Raw genomic sequence first — 17,511 nt, 5'->3', positions numbered from 1 at the left:
GGCCTTTTTTATAAAGTCTTTTTTTAATTATTTCACTTCAAAAACATTGTTTGCAGCTTTTACATCGGCCATTAATCCGCTTGGATCAATGGTGATTTTTTTGATCGCTGTTTTATTTTTATCAATTGTAAAATTATAATTTGATTGTGCCCAAGCCCAGTCATCCAAAACAGTTCTTTTTACATTTGGGTTTGGGTTTGGCTTCATAAAATTCATCATTTTTAACGGAATGTAAAAGCTCTCTGAAGTACCATCTGTGTACTCAACCGTCAAATCTATTGGCATTGGCATTCTTCCTATTCTCTCAAGAGTAATGGTAGTTTTTCCTGCATTATCAGCTACGTCTTTAATTCCGTAATCTATTGTATTTGCCGTTTCCGCCCAATCTATCAAATACCAATCCAGCTCAGCTCCCGAAACTCTTTCTGCAGATCTTTTAATATCATTAGGAGTTGGGTGTTTGAATTTAAAATCGTTGTAATATCTTTTTAAGGTAGCATCTAGATTATCTTGTCCGATTACATAGGCCAATTGCGACAAAAAGATACTCCCTTTTACATACGATGAGATGCTGTAAGGTCTGTTTTCGTCGTAACGATCGCCGTGTGTAGTTTGTGGCTGCTCTTTTCCCGATTGCACCAATTGATAATAGGCTGCGTAATTTCCTTTAAAAGGATTTACCTCTTTTTTAGCTGCCAATTCATTCAACACTCTGTCTTCGATGTAAGTGGTAAAACCTTCATCCATCCAAGGGTGTTTTGATTCGTTTGAAGCTAAAATATGCTGAAACCAAGAATGTCCTAATTCGTGCGTTGCGGTACCTAAAATTCCTTCAAAAGTTCCGTTTCCTAACATCAATGTACACATGGCATACTCCATTCCACCATCACCACCTTGAATAAAAGAATACTGTTTGTATGGATAAGCACCCACTGTTTTATTATAAAAATCCATCACTTTTACCATCATTGGCTCCAGTTTTTTCCAATTTTCTGCCACTTTTGGATTGTTTTTGTAAAAGAAATGCAAATCAACATCATTGGGTCCTTTTACAATATCATGCGCATACTCTTTGTCTGCTGCCCAAGTAAAATCGTGAACATTTGGCGCAATAAAATGCCATGTTAACGTTTTTGTTTTTTTAGGATAAGTAACCGTAACACCTGCATCCTGATATCCGTGACCGATTTCGTTTTTGTTTTGCAAATAGCCAGAACCACCAATTGTATAGGCTGAATCTAATGTGATTTTTACATCAAAATTACCCCAAACACCATGAAACTCTCTTGCAATATAAGGGTCGGCATGCCAGCCTTCGAAATCAAATTCGGCCAATTTTGGATACCATTGCGACATAGACAATTCTATTCCTTCGGAATTATTTCTTCCAGAACGACGAATCTGAACAGGAACTTGTCCGTCAAAATCTAATGTAAAAGTCGTTTTAGAATTTGGTAAAATTGGTTGAGCTAAAGTCACTTCTAGAATAGTCCCAGAAGTCTTGGTTTGAGCCGTTACACCATCTTGTTTGAAATTAGTAATTTTTAAAAATCCTATTTCATTAGGTTTCAAGGTTTCAATTCGGCTTTGTTTGGTCTCTTTTCCGTCTGCGCCTTTGACTTTGTTTACCATTCTTCCGTCAGGATCTTTTATCGAATGTAAACGAGCATCCATTTCGCTTCCTGGCTGAAAAGCATTAAAAAACAAATGGTAATACACTTTTTTTAAGGTATCTGAAGAATTATTGGTATACACCAATTCTTGTTTTCCTTTATACTGATAGGTTTTTACATCCATCGAAACCTCCATCTTGTAGTCAACATGTTGTTGCCAATAGGGAGTATTTTGAGCGAAAACTGAGTTTAAGCCAAAACTCAAAAATGATAGTAGGATAATTTTTTTCATCGAAATTTAAACTGGTATTTAAATAAAACAATTATTTTTTAGACATTTTTTCTGCCAAAAGTAATGCATTATAAGCATTTACCATTTTTGCCGTTCTGGACGATTCTGTTGCAGCAACCGGCTCAGGTTTTTCATTTGGATTTGGGTTTTCGCCCAAAACTACCATCGTTGGAAGCAATACTCCAGAATCCATTAAAATCTTTTTTACTTGTGCTGCTTTCAATTTTGGATAATACGAGCGAATTAGAGTCGCAACTCCAGCTGCATTAGGCGAAGCCATTGAAGTCCCTTGTAAATATTTGTATTTGTTATTCGGAACAGTTGCGTAAATTTCTTCGCCCGGAGCAAAAACATCCACATTTATTTTTCCGAAATTAGAAAATCCAGCCACCACATTTTCTCCATACACGTTATTGATAGCGCCAATAGTAATTACGTTATCAGCAAATTCTTTAATGTTATCTTCAGAATCATTTGGATAGTTAATGTTTTTTGTTTCATCAATATTGTATCCATCGTTACCTGCTGCATGTACAATTAAAACATCTTTTTTAGCAGCATATTTTATAGCATCGTACACCCATTTTTTATGCGGAGAAAAACTTTTTCCAAAACTTCCGTTGATTACTTTTGCTCCATTGTCTACCGCATAACGAATAGCCAAGGCAATGTCTTTATCATACTCATCACCATCCGGAACAGCTCTTACTGTTAGAATTTCTGCATTTGCAGCCACTCCGTCTGCGCCTAAATTATTATTACGAATTTGCGCAATAATACCCGCTACATGTGTACCGTGAAGCGCTTTTTCTTTATCCGGACCAAAAACAATATTATTGCCATAATGATTGTCTTTGATGTCTTCAGGATTATCTCCTAAAGCTTTTCGACCATTAAAATCTTTATTTAAGTTATAATTTAACTCGTCATAAACATGTGCTCTGTAATCTTCCAATTCTGCTTCAGGATCAAAAGTTGGCCCTGCATTGGTAAAAATCTGAGTCATCACCATCTTGCTTCTAGCCACTTTAGAATCTGTAGAGGTGATCGTACTTAAATCCTCTATTTTATAAGTAGTTTTATTCAGTTCTTTTTTAATAGTGCTGTGTACATCCAATAAAAAATCTACTTGTTGTTTGTCTTCAAGTGCTTTTTTATATTTTTCTTCGTATTGTGCTAAAGCATTTTTGTACTCAGCAGAACCATCATCTCCTTTTTTTACAATACGGGTCATTTCTAAATTTTCGGCAACAACATCACCAAGAAAATTCCATCCATGAATATCGTCTATAAAACCATTTTTATCATCATCAATTCCGTTTCCAGGAATTTCTTTTGGATTGGTCCAAATCATTCCTTTTAAATCTTCATGCTCAATATCAACACCAGAATCTACAATACCTACGATAACTTTTATACCTTTTTTTCCTTGTAATAATTCGGCGTAAGCCTTATCAACACTCATTCCGGGAATGGTATCTTTAACCAAATCAAGATGGCTCCATCTTTTTAATTCATTTTCAGAAAGCGGTGCTTTTTTTACAACAACTAATGGAGAATTTGTTGTTATTTGGGAAGTAGCAACTTGTGCTTGTAAAGTTGCACCTGAAGCTAAAAGAAATAATGCGCAAGCAGATAATGTAAGAGATTTTATATGAATCATATATAAATTTTAATAAAAGTTGAAATATTGGAATAAATTATAATTTTTTGGTACAAAAAAGCAGAGATTAACACCTCGTTATGAAAATTTCGTTAAAATATAAAGGTTTTCTGAAAAACAAAAGAAGCCTTAAAAAACATCCTCACAAGTAAAAACGTCTTTCAATCGAACACCCTTTTCGGTATGTTCTACCGTTATAATTTGATTGTGCGCATCGTGTTCCAGAAATAAATAATGGTTGTTATCTGCGGCCGCATTCAAAAATTTAGCCTTTTCGGGCATCGTCAAAAGTGGTCTGGTGTCGTAACCCATTACATACGGTAGCGGAATATGTCCGGCTGTCGCCAATAAATCGGCACAAAAAACAATCATTTTCTCCTTATATTGAATGTGTGGAATCATTTGTTTTTCGGTATGTCCATCGACATAATAAATTCCGAAGTTTAATTCTTCCGAATAACTATAATCTGATTCTGACCTTTGAATGAAATTTAATTGACCGCTTTCTTGCATTGGTAAAATATTTTCAGACAAAAAAGATGCCTTTTCTCGCGCATTAGGTTGTGTTGCCCACTGCCAATGATTTTCATTTGTCCAAAATTTAGCATTTTTAAATGCAGGCTCATAACCCGTTTTATCTGCATTCCATTTTACACTTCCACCACAGTGGTCAAAGTGCAAATGCGTCATAAAAACATCTGTAATATCATCGCGATAAAAACCATATTTTGCCAAAGATGCATCAAGAGAATGTGAACCCCAAAGAGAATAATACCCGAAAAACTTCTCTGATTGTTTGTCTCCCATTCCGGTATCAATCAAAATGAGTCGATTATTATCTTCAATTAATAAGCAACGCGCCGCAATATCAATCAAGTTATTGGCATCTGCAGGATTGGTTTTGTTCCAAATAGTTTTGGGCACTACTCCAAACATTGCTCCTCCGTCTAATTTAAAATTTCCGGATTCTATAGGGTAAAGTTTCATAAATAAATTGCTAAGATGAAAACAAAACTAGCAAATCCAAACTCCTCCTGCTAAAAATTCAATTTAAAAATTACAATTTTATTTTAAGAGAATAAAAGATTTGCCTCTCCGTATGTATTTTTTTTAATGAATTCTCAGTAACCATTAAAATAAATAACTGTTGACTTGTTTTTTCCCCTAATTTGATTGACTGGAGAAAACGATAAGCAAAAGCGGTTGTGGCTTTAATTGTGCAAATAACTTTTATCTATTTTAACATTTGTTATAATAATGTGAACTGTTATGGAAAAAGGTTTTTAAATACTATCTTTGCAGATAATTTATCCGTTACCGTGCATATATTTTTAAAATTGTAATCCTTTGACTGCAATTTAAATACGGGTAAATCACAGTTTTATAAAAACAAACAATACAAACACATGATAAAAGTTTCTGATACTGCCAAAAAGAAAATTATCGACTTGATGAAAGATGATGGTTTTGATGCGGCACACGACTACGTGAGAGTAGGCGTAAAAAGTGGTGGATGCTCTGGTTTGTCTTATGATTTAAAATTTGACAAAGCCAAAGGCGACGACGATAAAATATTTGTAGACAACGATATAACAATTGCAGTTGAAAAAAAATCATTTCTATACCTAGCTGGAACAACTCTGGAGTTTTCGGGCGGATTAAACGGTAAAGGATTTGTATTTAATAACCCAAATGCAAGCAGAACTTGTGGTTGCGGCGAATCTTTTTCTCTTTAAAAATAATTAAACGATAGCAAAATTTAAAGATTTTAAAGATTACGGAAGTATTTTTTACTATTTAAATTTTTAAATCTTTCAATACATAAAAAATGTCAAAATATACAGAAGACGATTTAAAAATCGAACTCGAAACTAAAGAATATGAATACGGATTTTATACAGATATAGAATCTGAGACGTTTCCTATTGGCTTAAATGAAGATATCGTAAGAGCCATTTCTCTTAAAAAAGAAGAACCTCAATGGATGACCGATTGGCGTATTGAAGCTTTTCGTGCCTGGAAAGAAATGGTTGAGCCAGAATGGGCAAATGTCCATTACGTAAAACCAGATTTTCAAGCGATTTCTTACTATTCTGCTCCAAAGCAAGTTGACCCAAACAAAACTTTAGACGATGTAGATCCGGAACTTCTAGAAATGTACAAAAAGTTAGGAATCTCTGTTGACGAACAAAAAATGATGAACAATGTCGCTATGGATATTGTAGTCGATTCTGTTTCTGTAGCTACTACTTTCAAAAAAACATTGGGAGAAAAAGGAATTATTTTCTGTCCTATTTCTGAAGCAATAAAAGAACATCCCGAATTAGTAAAAAAGTATTTAGGTACGGTTGTTCCTCAAAAAGACAACTTCTATGCCGCATTAAATTCAGCGGTTTTCTCTGATGGAAGTTTCTGTTATATTCCTAAAGGCGTTCGTTGCCCGATGGAACTTTCTACTTATTTCAGAATCAATCAGGCAGGTACAGGACAATTTGAAAGAACCTTGGTTATTGCCGATGCAGGCAGTTATGTCTCTTACCTTGAAGGCTGTACAGCCCCTAGTCGTGACGAAAATCAATTACACGCTGCTGTGGTTGAACTAATTGCTTTGGATGATGCCGAAATTAAATATTCTACCGTTCAAAACTGGTTTCCAGGAAACAAAGAAGGAAAAGGTGGTGTTTATAACTTCGTAACCAAAAGAGGTATTTGCGAAACCAATGCCAAAATTTCATGGACACAGGTAGAAACCGGTTCTGCTGTAACTTGGAAATATCCTTCATGTGTATTAAAAGGAGACAATTCGGTGGGAGAATTCTATTCTATTGCCGTTACCAATAATCACCAGCAAGCTGATACGGGAACAAAAATGATTCATTTAGGAAAAAACACTAAATCGACTATTATTTCTAAAGGTATTTCTGCTGGAAAATCGCAAAACAGTTACCGTGGATTGGTTCAAATTAGTGCCAGAGCAGAAAATGCAAGGAATTTTTCGCAATGTGATTCGCTTCTAATGGGTAATAATTGCGGCGCACATACTTTTCCTTATATCGAAAGCAAAAATCCATCAGCAAAAATAGAACACGAAGCAACGACAAGTAAAATTGGAGAAGATCAGGTTTTTTATTGCAACCAAAGAGGTATCCCGACTGAAAAAGCGATTGCCTTAATTGTAAATGGTTTTAGTAAAGATGTATTGAACAAGCTTCCGATGGAATTTGCTGTTGAAGCTCAAAAATTATTAGAAATTTCTTTAGAAGGATCTGTAGGGTAAAAATTTGTTTCAAGTTTAAAGTTTCAATTTGTTGATTTAAACAAAAAAGAAAATTTTAAACCAAAAAAAGACAATATGGATTTAATACTGAAAAATGTAAAGAAAAAAGATTTGCCTCTTCTAAAAGCATTAGCAAAACGTCTTTATTTTGAGATTGAAGTGCAAGAAAAGCCATATAATACTGAATTTGTGAAAGAGATTTTACAAGGACAAAAAGATATAAAGGAAGGCAGAGGTATAAAAATGAATATTGAAGATATAGACAATTTGTGGAAATAATCATTTTCATTAAAAGGACATTACGAATAAGTATTAATGGAAAATAAAAAAATCATCATTTTAGGTTCTTCAAGAAAAAACGGAAACACAACAAAAATTGTAGACGAAATCTCTAAAGAACACGGAATAGAAGTAATTAATTTAAGTGATTTTAATATTTCTTATTACGATTACGAAAGCAAAAATAGAGAGGATGATTTTTTTCCTTTGATAAAAGGAATTATCGAAAATTACGACACTTTAATCTTTGCAACGCCAGTATATTGGTATAATATGAGCGGCATCATGAAGGTTTTCTTTGATCGTTTTTCTGATTTAATTCGAATTGAAAAAGAAACAGGAAGGAAACTCAGAGGAAAAAAAATTGGTGTGATATCCAATTCCCATGAAAATGAAATTGAAGATAGTTTTTACATTCCATTCAAAAAATCAGCCGATTATTTAGGCATGGAATATTTAGGACACGCACATTTTAATGCCAATATCCTCAACCAAACAACAAAAATAGAATTGACATTTATATAAAATAAAAAAAACAATGTTATCAATACAAAACCTTCACGCCTCAATTGGTGATAAAGAAATCCTGAAAGGAATAAATATAGAAGTTAAAGCCGGAGAAGTACACGCTATCATGGGACCAAACGGTTCTGGAAAAAGTACCCTTTCTGCCGTAATTGCCGGAAACGAAAACTACGAAGTTACAGATGGTGCTGTTTTTCTTGACGGAGAAGATCTTGCAGATTTGGCTCCTGAAGAAAGAGCGCACAAAGGTGTTTTTCTATCCTTTCAATATCCTGTAGAAATTCCGGGTGTGAGCGTTACCAACTTTATGAAAACAGCTATCAACGAAACTCGTAAAGCCAACGGTCAAGCCGAAATGCCAGCAAACGAAATGCTAAAAGTTATTCGTGAGAAATCTGAATTATTAGAAATCGATCGTAAATTTTTATCACGTTCTCTAAACGAAGGTTTTTCTGGAGGAGAGAAAAAGAGAAACGAAATTTTTCAAATGGCAATGTTAGAGCCAAAATTAGCGATCCTTGACGAAACCGATTCTGGTCTTGACATTGATGCACTAAGAATTGTAGCAAACGGAGTTAACAAATTGAAAAGCGAGAAAAATGCTATTATCGTAATCACACACTACCAGCGTTTATTAGATTATATCGTTCCGGATTTCGTTCATGTTCTTTACAACGGAAAAATTGTAAAATCTGGCGGGAAAGAACTGGCCTACGAACTGGAAGAAAAAGGATACGACTGGATTAAAGCGGAGAATTAAAACAGTCTGTAAAGTCTAAAGTCGCAAAGTCTAAAGGAACTATGGGTAAATTTAATTCTTTCGAAGAAATTAATTCTTGGCAAAAATCTAGAGTTTTCAACAAAAGAATTTATTTGGCAACTGAGAGTCCTAGTTTCAAAAAAGACTTTGGTTTCGTTAGACAAATCAGAAGAGCATCATTATCTATTTCATCAAATATAGCAGAAGGTTTTGAACGAAATACAGACAAAGAATTTATCTACTTTTTGTACGTGGCCAAAGCATCTGCAGGAGAAGTTCGATCTCAATTATATTTAGCATTTGATTTAGATTATATTGTAAAAGAAGAATTTGAAATACTTTTAGAATCGGTAACAGAAATATCGAAGCTATTAAGTGGTTTTATTAAATATTTGAGCCCAAAGCCATAAAGTCCAAAGTCATAAAGTTTTAAACTTTGAACTATAAATTTTATCCTTTTGGCAAAACAGTCGACAATCTTAAGACTTTTGACTTTTGACTTTCGACTTTAAGACTAGAAAAGAAAATGGATTTAAAAGAAAAATTAGTATCGTCTTTTATGGCTTTTGAAGAGCGTGTTGATGTACATTCAGATTTACATGACATACGTACAAATGCCTTAAAAAACTTCGAAAATAAAGGTTTCCCAACCAAAAAAGAGGAAGCTTGGAAATACACATCGCTAAACGCCATCTTAAAAAATGACTTTACCGTTTTTCCAAAGGCAGAAAATGCAATCGAATTTAATCATGTAAAAAAATACTTTTTACACGAAATCGACACTTATAAATTAGTGTTTATTGATGGCGTTTTTAGTTCGCATTTGTCTTCTACCACACACGACGGAATCGATGTTTGTCTGATGTCATCGGCATTGACCAAACCAAAATATAAAATGGTTATTGATACCTACTTCAATCAAATCGCAAGCAAAGACGAAAGTTTGACTTCGTTAAATACTGCTTTTGCTTCTGAAGGAGCTTTCATCAATATTCCGAAAAAGAAAGTAGCTGACAAACCTATTGAAATCATGTATTTCTCAACAGGAAATGAAGCTGCATTAATGGTTCAGCCAAGAAATTTGGTTATTGTAGGCGAAAATTCACATGTTCAAATTATCGAGCGCCATCAAAGTTTGAACGAAAATCCGGTTTTAACCAATTCGGTTACTGAGATTTTTGCTCAAAAACGTGCTATCATTGACTATTATAAAATTCAAAACGATAATAGCGAAGCAAATCTAATTGATAATACGTATGTTTCGCAACAGCAAGAAAGTCATGCTTCTGTACATACCTTTTCGTTTGGAGGTAATCTTACACGTAACAACTTGAATTTTTATCACTTTGGTGAAAGATTGACAAGTACGCTAAACGGAATCACAATTCTAAGCGACAAACAACACGTTGATCATTATACTTTGGTCAATCACTCAACGCCAAATTGCGAAAGTTTTCAGGATTATAAAGGAATTTTTTCTGACCGCTCAACAGGCGTTTTCAACGGAAAAGTTTTGGTTGAAAAAGACGCTCAAAAAACAAACGCTTTCCAGAAAAGCAACAATATTTTGTTGAGTGATAAAGCCACTATCAACGCAAAACCACAATTAGAAATTTTTGCTGATGACGTAAAATGTTCTCACGGTTGTACTGTTGGACAATTAGACGAAACGGCAATGTTCTACATGCAATCTCGTGGAATCCCTAAAAAAGAAGCCAAAGCTTTATTGATGTACGCATTCTCGAATGCCGTTATCGAAAGCATCAAAATACCAGAATTAAAACAAAGAATTACTAAAATCATCGCTACGAAATTAGGCGTGAATTTAGGATTTGATTTGTAGATGATTTTACCGCAAGGTTCACAAAGATTTATGCAGAGTTCGCAAAGGTTTATTATTAAACTTTGCGAACTTTGCAGTTTTATACCTTGTATTCTTTGCGGTTAAATTTATTTTTTTAATCTAAAAATAAGAAATATAAATCCTAAAAATGACAGACCTAATCCAATACAAAAACAAATTGTACTTATTGGATGTCCTACTGTTGTAGTAAATCCAAAACCACCAAGAATCCAGCCAAAAAATAACAGAAAAACAGGTAGTAGAAAATTTCTCTTTTTCATTTATAAACTTACTTCTTAACACTCTCAATAATCCCCTTCAAAAACTCATTAAAATCAAATCCCTGATCTTCTTCCTTCAATCCCATTCTCACAATCACCATATCTAAAGACGGAATAATTGCCACCATCTGTCCTTGAAAACCGCTGCAATAAAACATATCTCTAGGTACATCTGGAAATTTCCCACCAGCATTTAACCAAAATTGAGCTCCATATTGTCCATTAGAGGTATGGGTTGGGGTTGCTGTATATTTTACCCAGCTTTCATCTAGAATTTGTTCGCCGTTCCAGTTTCCTTTATGCAAGTACAGCAATCCAAATTTTGACCAATCTCTTGGCGTTGCCCATCCGTAAGACGAACCCACAAAAGTTCCCGACATATCTTGCTCTACAATCATTGAGTTCATTCCGATTTTGTCGATTACGGCGCTGTACCAAAAATCAAGGTATTCTTGTTGGGTTTTGAATTGATTTTTTAAAATTCTAGACAACAAATTAGTCGTTCCAGAAGAGTAATTCCAATGAGCGTTTGGTGCAAACTGAGCTGGCTTTTCCATTTGTACTTTCCCCATATCTTCAGCCTCAAAAAGCATTTTTGTAGCATCGCAAATCGTACTGTAATTTTCTTCCCATTCTAAACCAGAATTCATGTGAAGCAAATCGTTTATCGTGATCTTTTTACGCTCATCATTTTTCCATTCTACAATGGGAGCAGGTTTATAAATGTCAATTTTTCCTTGTTTGGCAAGTACTCCAAAAGCAGCACTAGTGATACTTTTCGTCATCGACCAACCTAAAATTTTACTGTCTTTACTAAAGTTTTTATCGTATTTCTCGGCTATCAATTTATCTTTATACAAAACTACGACCGCACGCGTTCTTTTGGCTTGTCTTCCCGCTTGGTCAAAAGCACTTTCGACTGCTTTCTTCAATTTTGAATAATCTATATTTGAAAAAAGAGTGTCTTTTGGCTCTATATTCCCGTAAGGGAAAGGCAAATTAGTAACCAACTGCGTTCTTTTTGGCAATAAATAAGGTTTATTGACATCAAAATTGTCATTTATCAACGTTGCTCCTAAACCTTCACGGTAAATTGCCTTTCTTTCTTTCAGACCATAGACTGACGAAGTTGCAAATCTGCCAGCTTCATTGATAGTATTACTTGCTAAATTTAATAGCGGAATATCATTATCGGTTTTTTCGATTAATTCCTTTGAACGGTTATCCATGAAATGACCCGAAGCAATACTTTTGGCAGAAAAGCCAGAAATCAAATCAAGTTTTGGATAAGTGGTGAATCCAAAATAAAGAAAAACAAGTACTAAAACAATCGCGACTAATTTGAGAATTTTTTTCATAAACGCTAAAAGTATTTTTATTGCAATATAATTAATTTATGATCAAGATATTAAGATAGAATTTAGATTTTTAACTGATAACATTCAGAAATTGAGTAAAAAACCATTTTATTATCTTTTTAATTTTTCTATTAATAGCGCTATAAAAGGAAATGATAGAATAGAAGCATAAAACAATTTAGTTTTAGTACTTTTGTACTTAGAATTTTTCTAAATAAATTATGCTAGATATTCAAAAAATAAGAGCTGATTTTCCGATACTTTCACAAAAAGTGAACGGAAAACCCTTGGTATATTTCGACAACGGCGCAACTTCACAAAAACCACAAATTGTAATTGACGCTGACGCCAAATATTACCAAGAAATAAATGCCAACATTCACCGTGGCGTACATACTTTAAGTCAATTAGCGACTGATGCTTACGAGCTTTCTCGTGGGAAAGTGCAACAACATATCAATGCCAAGTTTGCTCACGAAGTACTTTTTACTTCTGGAACAACCCACGGGATCAATTTGGTGACAAACGGATTTGCTTCGATTTTAAAACCTGGCGATGAAATTTTAGTCTCTGCATTGGAACATCACAGTAATATTGTGCCTTGGCAAATGTTATGTGAAAAAACCGGTGCAACCCTAAAAGTGATTCCGATGAACGAAGAAGGCGAATTGATCATGGAAGCCTATGATACTTTGTTGTCAGAAAACACAAAAGTAGTCACTGTAAATCATATTTCGAATGCTTTAGGAACTATCAATCCTATAAAATATATGATCGATAAAGCACATGCGGTTGGTGCTGCGGTCCTTATTGATGGTGCACAAGCTGTTCCCCATTTAAAACCGGATGTTCAGGATTTGGATTGTGATTTTTATGCTTTTTCAGGACATAAAATGTGCGGCCCGACTGGAACCGGAATTTTATACGGAAAAGAAGCGTGGCTAAACAAACTTCCTCCTTATCAGGGCGGTGGTGAAATGATCAAGGAAGTTACTTTCGAAAAAACAACTTATGCCGATTTGCCTCATAAATTTGAAGCTGGAACACCTAATATTGCAGGCGGAATAGTTCTTGGAACCGCTATTGATTACATGAATGAAATTGGTTTTGAAGCTATTCATGCGCATGAGGAAGAATTGTTACAATACGCTACAAAGCGTTTATTGGAGATTGAAGGATTGAAAATCTACGGAACAGGAAAAAATAAAGCTTCTGTAATTTCGTTTAATATCGATGGTATTCATCCTTACGATATCGGTTCAATTATCGACAAATTAGGAATTGCAGTTCGAACAGGACATCATTGTGCTCAACCGATTATGAATTTCTTTTGTATTCCTGGAACTATTCGTGCTTCTTTTTCTTTTTACAATACCAAAGAAGAAATTGATTTGATGGTAGAAGCCGTTAAAAAAGCCCAAACAATGTTAAGCTAAAAAATATTTTTATGAGAATAGTATCTTTGTTACTCTTGACCATCGTGATTGGAACCGGATGTTCAAGTCAGAAAAAACCAGACATGGCCACTACTTCTATAGAATACTCGGCCATGTCAAGAGGTTTCTACAAAAAAATCACGGTTCAAAACCAAACTGTTTGGGTAGAAAATGAAAGAGGCAAAGATGCTGTTGAAAGTAAAATGGATTTAGCAAAATGGAACCAAATTGTAACTGAGTTTGAAAAAATAAATGTAGAAACAATCGCAACTTTAAAAGCTCCCACTGAAAAACGTTTTTATGATGGTGCTGCTATTGGAAATTTAAAAATAATTCAAAATCAAAAAACATACGAAACGCAAGGTTTCGACAATGGTTTTCCTCCAAAAGAAATAGAAAAACTTGTAAATTTGTTAGTTGATTTTACTGAAGAATAATGATGATGACAATAAAAGAAATACAAAACGAAATAATAGACGAATTCTCTATGTTTGATGATTGGATGCAACGTTATGAGTACATCATCGAGTTAGGAAAAAGTCTTCCCTTGATTCAAGAAGAATACAAAACAGACGAGAATTTGATCAAAGGCTGCCAGTCTAAAGTTTGGCTACAAGGCGAGCAAAATGATGATAAAATACTTTTTACTGCCGATAGCGATGCTATTTTAACAAAAGGAATTATTGCCATCTTGATTCGTACTTTCTCCAACCAAAAAGCTTCCGATATTTTAGCCGCTGATACTGATTTTATTGATGATATTGGCCTTAAAGAACATTTATCGGCGACACGCGCTAACGGATTGGTTTCGATGATAAAAAACATCAAAATGTATGCTTTAGCATTTGATTCAAAAAATAAAAATTAAAAAAATGGAACAAGAAATAGACACCAACGAATTAGGAGAATCAATTGTAAAAGTTTTAAAAAGCATTTACGACCCTGAGATTCCTGTAGATATTTACGAATTAGGATTAATTTATGATGTCATGGTCAACACCGATTATGAAGTAAAAATCCTGATGACTCTTACTTCTCCAAACTGTCCAGTTGCAGAAAGTTTGCCACGAGAAGTTGAAGAAAAAGTAAAAACAATCGAAAACATAAAAGAGGTAGATGTAGAAATTACTTTTGACCCACCTTGGAGCAAAGATTTAATGAGCGAAGAAGCAAAACTAGAACTGGGAATGCTTTAAAATAGTCATAAAGTCAAAAGTCATAAAGTCTCAAGATTAAAAGACTTTATCACTTTTGACTTTAAAACTTTACGACTTTAACTATGGAAGAAATAATCAATAAAGTTGCCAATAGTGCTTTAGAAGTTTTTGATCTGGAAGATTATTATCCAGAAGGAGCACGTGTACAAATTGACATTTCGCAATGGCTTTTAGAAGGTTTTTTATTAAAAGAAAAAGACTTTAGAGAACACCTCAAAAATCATAATTGGTCACAATATCAAGATCAATTTGTGGCTATCAACTGTAGTACCGATGCGATTGTTCCGGCTTGGGCATCCATTCTGGTGGCGGTACAATTGGCACCTTTTGCCACAAAAGTCATCAACGGAACTGTAGAAGATTTAGAAGCCAGTTTGTATGAGGAAATCTTAAGCAAAGTTGATTATGCTGCGTACAAAAATAAGCCCGTTATCGTAAAAGGCTGCTCAAAAAAACCTGTTCCGATGCGCGCTTACATAATTGCGACCACCAATTTACAACCTTTTGCAAGAAGCATTATGTACGGAGAAGCTTGCTCAGCTGTACCTCTTTATAAAGAAAATAAGAAATAATTTACAAGTATAATTGGCTAATTTTTATCATCTTAATGGTTTTTAGTATCTTTGTTCATACATTTTAAAATAAAAAACCATGAGAAAGACAGCACTATTACTGTTCATTTTGGCAAATTTCACTTGGGCACACGCTCAAAATACTGAAAAAGAATTAATTCAAAATACTGAAAAAGCTGTACAAAAAATCAACGATACTATTGAAGGTGAAGGCTGGAAAACAAAAGGAATTGTATCGCTCCTACTCAATCAATCTAGTTTCAACAATTGGATTGCGGGAGGAGAAGACAGTTTTTCTGGAACCTTGGGTATCAATTACGATTTTAATTATAAAAAAGACGATCTAACCTGGGACAACAAAATTCTAGCTTCGTACGGTCTTTTACAAACCAAAAATGCAGACTTTGAAAAGAAAACAGATGACCGTTTAGAATTCAATTCTATTCTCGGAAAAAAAGCTTTTGGCCAGTGGTATTACTCGTTTTTCCTGAATTTTAGAACCCAATTTTCTACCGGCTATCTTTACGGTCAGGATGCCAATGGAAAGGAAATCAGAACCGAAAATACCAAATTTATGTCACCTGGATATCTTACTACAGGTCCCGGTATTTATTGGACAAAAGATGATAATTTGAAAATAAACTTTGCCCCTTTGACTTCAAAATTTACCTTTGTAGACGGCCTTTATACCTCTGGCATCGACCAAAGAACCGGTTTACCTTATGTTGATGGCGATTATTTTGGGGTAGATGCAAACAAAACGATGCGATACGAATTAGGTTTCTATACTTCGGTTTATTACAAACTTGCGATAATGACCAACGTAACTGCCGAAAACACGTTGAATTTATATTCTAATTATTTAGAAGATCCACAAAATGTTGACCTTAATTATTCCTTGAATATTATAATGAAAGTAAACAAATTTTTGTCGGCTAATCTATCGTTTCAGGCAATTTATGACGACAATGCTTTTAAAGGATTTCAAACCCGTGAAGTTTTTGGTTTAGGCGTTAACTTTGGTTTTTAATCTACGCATGAAATATAAAAAAAACGGCTTTTGAGATGCTCAAAAGCCGTTTTTTTTATTCCTCTTCTTTGTCAATGGCATCTTTGTAATCCGGATACAAAAATTTATTATACGGAAATCGGGTAATATGAATCTGACGAACAGCCTCATAGACTCTTTCTCTAAATTCTTCAAAATTTTCTTTGTTGACAGCGGAAATAAACAATGCATTATTTTCGCCCAAACGATGCATCCAAGTCGTTTTCCACTCCTCAAGTGTGTAATGTCTTGGTGTCTTTTCGGTCATTAAATCATCTTCATCAATTGTCAAATGTTGATAAGCATCTATTTTATTAAAAACCATTATAACAGGTTTTTCATGTGCTTTAATATCCTGCAACGTCTGATTTACGGATGCAATATGATCTTCAAAATCCGGATGCGAAATATCTACAATATGCAGTAATAAATCGGCTTCGCGAACCTCATCAAGGGTACTTTTGAACGAATCTACCAATTGCGTAGGCAACTTTCTGATAAATCCAACAGTATCAGAAAGCAAAAATGGTAGGTTTTTAATGACCACTTTGCGCACAGTCGTATCTAAAGTTGCAAATAATTTATTTTCAACAAAAACATCACTTTTACCAACGGCATTCATCAAAGTCGATTTTCCAACATTGGTATATCCCACCAAAGCAACGCGCACCATTGCACCACGATTACTTCGCTGAACACCCATTTGTTTATCAATCGTCTTGATTTTTTCTTTCAATAACGAAATTCTGTCACGTACGATACGTCTATCGGTTTCAATCTCTGTTTCACCAGGACCACGCATACCAATACCCCCTTTTTGACGCTCAAGGTGTGTCCATAAACCAGAAAGTCTTGGCAATAAATAGATACATTGTGCCAATTCTACTTGTGTTCTTGCATACGAACTTTCGGCTCTTTGTGCAAAAATATCCAGAATCAAATTGGTTCTGTCCAAGATTTTACAATCTATAATTTTAGAGATATTTTTTTGTTGTGATGGCGATAATTCATCATCAAAAATCAAGGTCGAAATAGCATTCTCTTTTACATAAAGATTGATTTCTTCTATTTTTCCCGTACCCATAAAAGTTTTCGGGTTCGGTCGTTCCATTTTTTGCCAAAAACGTTTAATGACCTCTCCACCTGCGGTAAAGGTCAAAAACTCTAATTCGTCAAGATATTCGTTAAGTTTTTCCTCACTCTGATTTTGAGTAACAATACCTACAATGGCAGTTCGCTCAAAATTTATAACTTCTTTTTCTAACATAGCTTTGAATAAGTTGCAAATTTAATCATTTGCAAGGTATTAATTCTTATAGAATTCTATTTTTAAATTACTAAATCCTT

Annotated in this window: 18 protein-coding genes; 13 read left to right on the top strand and 5 right to left on the bottom strand. The window is 34.3% G+C overall.

Annotation, left to right across the window (positions count from 1 at the left end; genetic code table 11):
• Positions 1-27: 27 nt before the first annotated feature.
• From J3495_RS04800 to J3495_RS04790, 3 genes are all read right to left on the bottom strand, one after another.
• Positions 28-1,905: a M1 family metallopeptidase gene (locus J3495_RS04800; RefSeq protein WP_210665433.1), complete on the bottom strand. Its 1,878-nt coding sequence runs from the start codon at positions 1,903-1,905 to the stop codon at positions 28-30.
• Positions 1,906-1,936: 31 nt separating this feature from the next.
• Positions 1,937-3,568 (bottom strand): S8 family peptidase, encoded by a 1,632-nt coding sequence (locus J3495_RS04795; protein WP_210665432.1) that lies wholly within the window; start codon positions 3,566-3,568, stop codon positions 1,937-1,939.
• 129 nt (positions 3,569-3,697) lie between these two features.
• A complete protein-coding gene (locus J3495_RS04790; RefSeq protein WP_210665431.1) occupies positions 3,698-4,555 on the bottom strand; it encodes an MBL fold metallo-hydrolase in 858 nt (285 codons plus the stop codon).
• Between the two features lie 419 nt (positions 4,556-4,974).
• Between J3495_RS04790 and J3495_RS04785 the strand changes: the two genes are divergently transcribed.
• The 7 genes from J3495_RS04785 (at position 4,975) to sufD (ending at position 10,252) form a co-directional block, all read left to right on the top strand.
• Entirely contained in the window at positions 4,975-5,304 is a 330-nt protein-coding gene (locus J3495_RS04785; RefSeq protein WP_210665430.1) for a HesB/IscA family protein, read from the top strand.
• Between the two features lie 92 nt (positions 5,305-5,396).
• A complete protein-coding gene (gene sufB, locus J3495_RS04780) occupies positions 5,397-6,845 on the top strand; it encodes a Fe-S cluster assembly protein SufB (protein WP_210665429.1) in 1,449 nt (482 codons plus the stop codon).
• 75 nt (positions 6,846-6,920) lie between these two features.
• A complete protein-coding gene (locus tag J3495_RS04775) occupies positions 6,921-7,124 on the top strand; it encodes a DUF2683 family protein (protein WP_210665428.1) in 204 nt (67 codons plus the stop codon).
• 36 nt (positions 7,125-7,160) lie between these two features.
• Positions 7,161-7,649 (top strand): flavodoxin family protein, encoded by a 489-nt coding sequence (locus J3495_RS04770; RefSeq protein WP_210665427.1) that lies wholly within the window; start codon positions 7,161-7,163, stop codon positions 7,647-7,649.
• A gap of 13 nt (positions 7,650-7,662) precedes the next feature.
• Positions 7,663-8,409 (top strand): Fe-S cluster assembly ATPase SufC, encoded by a 747-nt coding sequence (gene sufC / locus J3495_RS04765; RefSeq protein WP_210665426.1) that lies wholly within the window; start codon positions 7,663-7,665, stop codon positions 8,407-8,409.
• Between the two features lie 41 nt (positions 8,410-8,450).
• Positions 8,451-8,819, top strand: coding sequence for a four helix bundle protein (locus tag J3495_RS04760; protein WP_210665425.1), 369 nt, complete (start codon positions 8,451-8,453; stop codon positions 8,817-8,819).
• A gap of 116 nt (positions 8,820-8,935) precedes the next feature.
• Complete coding sequence (gene sufD / locus J3495_RS04755) at positions 8,936-10,252, top strand: Fe-S cluster assembly protein SufD (RefSeq protein WP_210665424.1); 1,317 nt, start codon at positions 8,936-8,938, stop codon at positions 10,250-10,252.
• Positions 10,253-10,541: 289 nt separating this feature from the next.
• On the opposite strand, the gene J3495_RS04750 is transcribed toward sufD, so the two are convergent.
• The gene (locus J3495_RS04750; RefSeq protein WP_210665423.1) at positions 10,542-11,891 is read right to left on the bottom strand and encodes a serine hydrolase domain-containing protein; all 1,350 of its coding nucleotides are present in this window, start codon (positions 11,889-11,891) and stop codon (positions 10,542-10,544) included.
• A 221-nt stretch (positions 11,892-12,112) separates the two neighbouring features.
• Here J3495_RS04750 and J3495_RS04745 point away from each other — a divergent pair, with 221 nt between their 5' ends.
• From J3495_RS04745 to J3495_RS04720, 6 genes are all read left to right on the top strand, one after another.
• Complete coding sequence (locus tag J3495_RS04745) at positions 12,113-13,327, top strand: aminotransferase class V-fold PLP-dependent enzyme (RefSeq protein ID WP_210665422.1); 1,215 nt, start codon at positions 12,113-12,115, stop codon at positions 13,325-13,327.
• A gap of 11 nt (positions 13,328-13,338) precedes the next feature.
• Positions 13,339-13,764, top strand: a complete 426-nt coding sequence (locus tag J3495_RS04740) for a hypothetical protein (protein ID WP_210665421.1) — start codon at positions 13,339-13,341, stop codon at positions 13,762-13,764.
• Between the two features lie 5 nt (positions 13,765-13,769).
• On the top strand, positions 13,770-14,195 hold the full coding sequence (locus J3495_RS04735; RefSeq protein WP_210665478.1) for a SufE family protein: 426 nt from the start codon (positions 13,770-13,772) through the stop codon (positions 14,193-14,195).
• Positions 14,196-14,199: 4 nt separating this feature from the next.
• Positions 14,200-14,523 (top strand): SUF system Fe-S cluster assembly protein, encoded by a 324-nt coding sequence (locus tag J3495_RS04730; protein WP_035688342.1) that lies wholly within the window; start codon positions 14,200-14,202, stop codon positions 14,521-14,523.
• A gap of 83 nt (positions 14,524-14,606) precedes the next feature.
• A complete protein-coding gene (locus J3495_RS04725; protein ID WP_210665420.1) occupies positions 14,607-15,116 on the top strand; it encodes a DUF2480 family protein in 510 nt (169 codons plus the stop codon).
• A gap of 79 nt (positions 15,117-15,195) precedes the next feature.
• On the top strand, positions 15,196-16,146 hold the full coding sequence (locus tag J3495_RS04720) for a DUF3078 domain-containing protein (protein ID WP_210665419.1): 951 nt from the start codon (positions 15,196-15,198) through the stop codon (positions 16,144-16,146).
• Positions 16,147-16,201: 55 nt separating this feature from the next.
• Here J3495_RS04720 and hflX read toward each other — a convergent pair whose 3' ends face one another.
• Positions 16,202-17,431 (bottom strand): GTPase HflX, encoded by a 1,230-nt coding sequence (hflX, locus tag J3495_RS04715; protein ID WP_210665417.1) that lies wholly within the window; start codon positions 17,429-17,431, stop codon positions 16,202-16,204.
• Positions 17,432-17,511: the final 80 nt, after the last annotated feature.

The sequence above is a fragment of the Flavobacterium geliluteum genome, from assembly GCF_017948595.1.
GTDB classification, from domain to species: domain Bacteria; phylum Bacteroidota; class Bacteroidia; order Flavobacteriales; family Flavobacteriaceae; genus Flavobacterium; species Flavobacterium flavipigmentatum.
The sequence above is the reverse complement of the archived record's forward strand: the minus strand, read 5'-3'. Positions and strand labels throughout refer to the sequence as shown.

What these genes read in the sequence shown, in the direction of transcription:
- J3495_RS04800 (WP_210665433.1), bottom strand. Translation starts at nt 1,905, where the DNA reads ATGAAAAAAATTATCCTACTATCATTTTTGAGTTTTGGCTTAAACTCA.
- J3495_RS04795 (WP_210665432.1), bottom strand. Translation starts at nt 3,568, where the DNA reads ATGATTCATATAAAATCTCTTACATTATCTGCTTGCGCATTATTTCTT.
- J3495_RS04790 (WP_210665431.1), bottom strand. Translation starts at nt 4,555, where the DNA reads ATGAAACTTTACCCTATAGAATCCGGAAATTTTAAATTAGACGGAGGA.
- J3495_RS04785 (WP_210665430.1), top strand. Translation starts at nt 4,975, where the DNA reads ATGATAAAAGTTTCTGATACTGCCAAAAAGAAAATTATCGACTTGATG.
- sufB (WP_210665429.1), top strand. Translation starts at nt 5,397, where the DNA reads ATGTCAAAATATACAGAAGACGATTTAAAAATCGAACTCGAAACTAAA.
- J3495_RS04775 (WP_210665428.1), top strand. Translation starts at nt 6,921, where the DNA reads ATGGATTTAATACTGAAAAATGTAAAGAAAAAAGATTTGCCTCTTCTA.
- J3495_RS04770 (WP_210665427.1), top strand. Translation starts at nt 7,161, where the DNA reads ATGGAAAATAAAAAAATCATCATTTTAGGTTCTTCAAGAAAAAACGGA.
- sufC (WP_210665426.1), top strand. Translation starts at nt 7,663, where the DNA reads ATGTTATCAATACAAAACCTTCACGCCTCAATTGGTGATAAAGAAATC.
- J3495_RS04760 (WP_210665425.1), top strand. Translation starts at nt 8,451, where the DNA reads ATGGGTAAATTTAATTCTTTCGAAGAAATTAATTCTTGGCAAAAATCT.
- sufD (WP_210665424.1), top strand. Translation starts at nt 8,936, where the DNA reads ATGGATTTAAAAGAAAAATTAGTATCGTCTTTTATGGCTTTTGAAGAG.
- J3495_RS04750 (WP_210665423.1), bottom strand. Translation starts at nt 11,891, where the DNA reads ATGAAAAAAATTCTCAAATTAGTCGCGATTGTTTTAGTACTTGTTTTT.
- J3495_RS04745 (WP_210665422.1), top strand. Translation starts at nt 12,113, where the DNA reads ATGCTAGATATTCAAAAAATAAGAGCTGATTTTCCGATACTTTCACAA.
- J3495_RS04740 (WP_210665421.1), top strand. Translation starts at nt 13,339, where the DNA reads ATGAGAATAGTATCTTTGTTACTCTTGACCATCGTGATTGGAACCGGA.
- J3495_RS04735 (WP_210665478.1), top strand. Translation starts at nt 13,770, where the DNA reads ATGACAATAAAAGAAATACAAAACGAAATAATAGACGAATTCTCTATG.
- J3495_RS04730 (WP_035688342.1), top strand. Translation starts at nt 14,200, where the DNA reads ATGGAACAAGAAATAGACACCAACGAATTAGGAGAATCAATTGTAAAA.
- J3495_RS04725 (WP_210665420.1), top strand. Translation starts at nt 14,607, where the DNA reads ATGGAAGAAATAATCAATAAAGTTGCCAATAGTGCTTTAGAAGTTTTT.
- J3495_RS04720 (WP_210665419.1), top strand. Translation starts at nt 15,196, where the DNA reads ATGAGAAAGACAGCACTATTACTGTTCATTTTGGCAAATTTCACTTGG.
- hflX (WP_210665417.1), bottom strand. Translation starts at nt 17,431, where the DNA reads ATGTTAGAAAAAGAAGTTATAAATTTTGAGCGAACTGCCATTGTAGGT.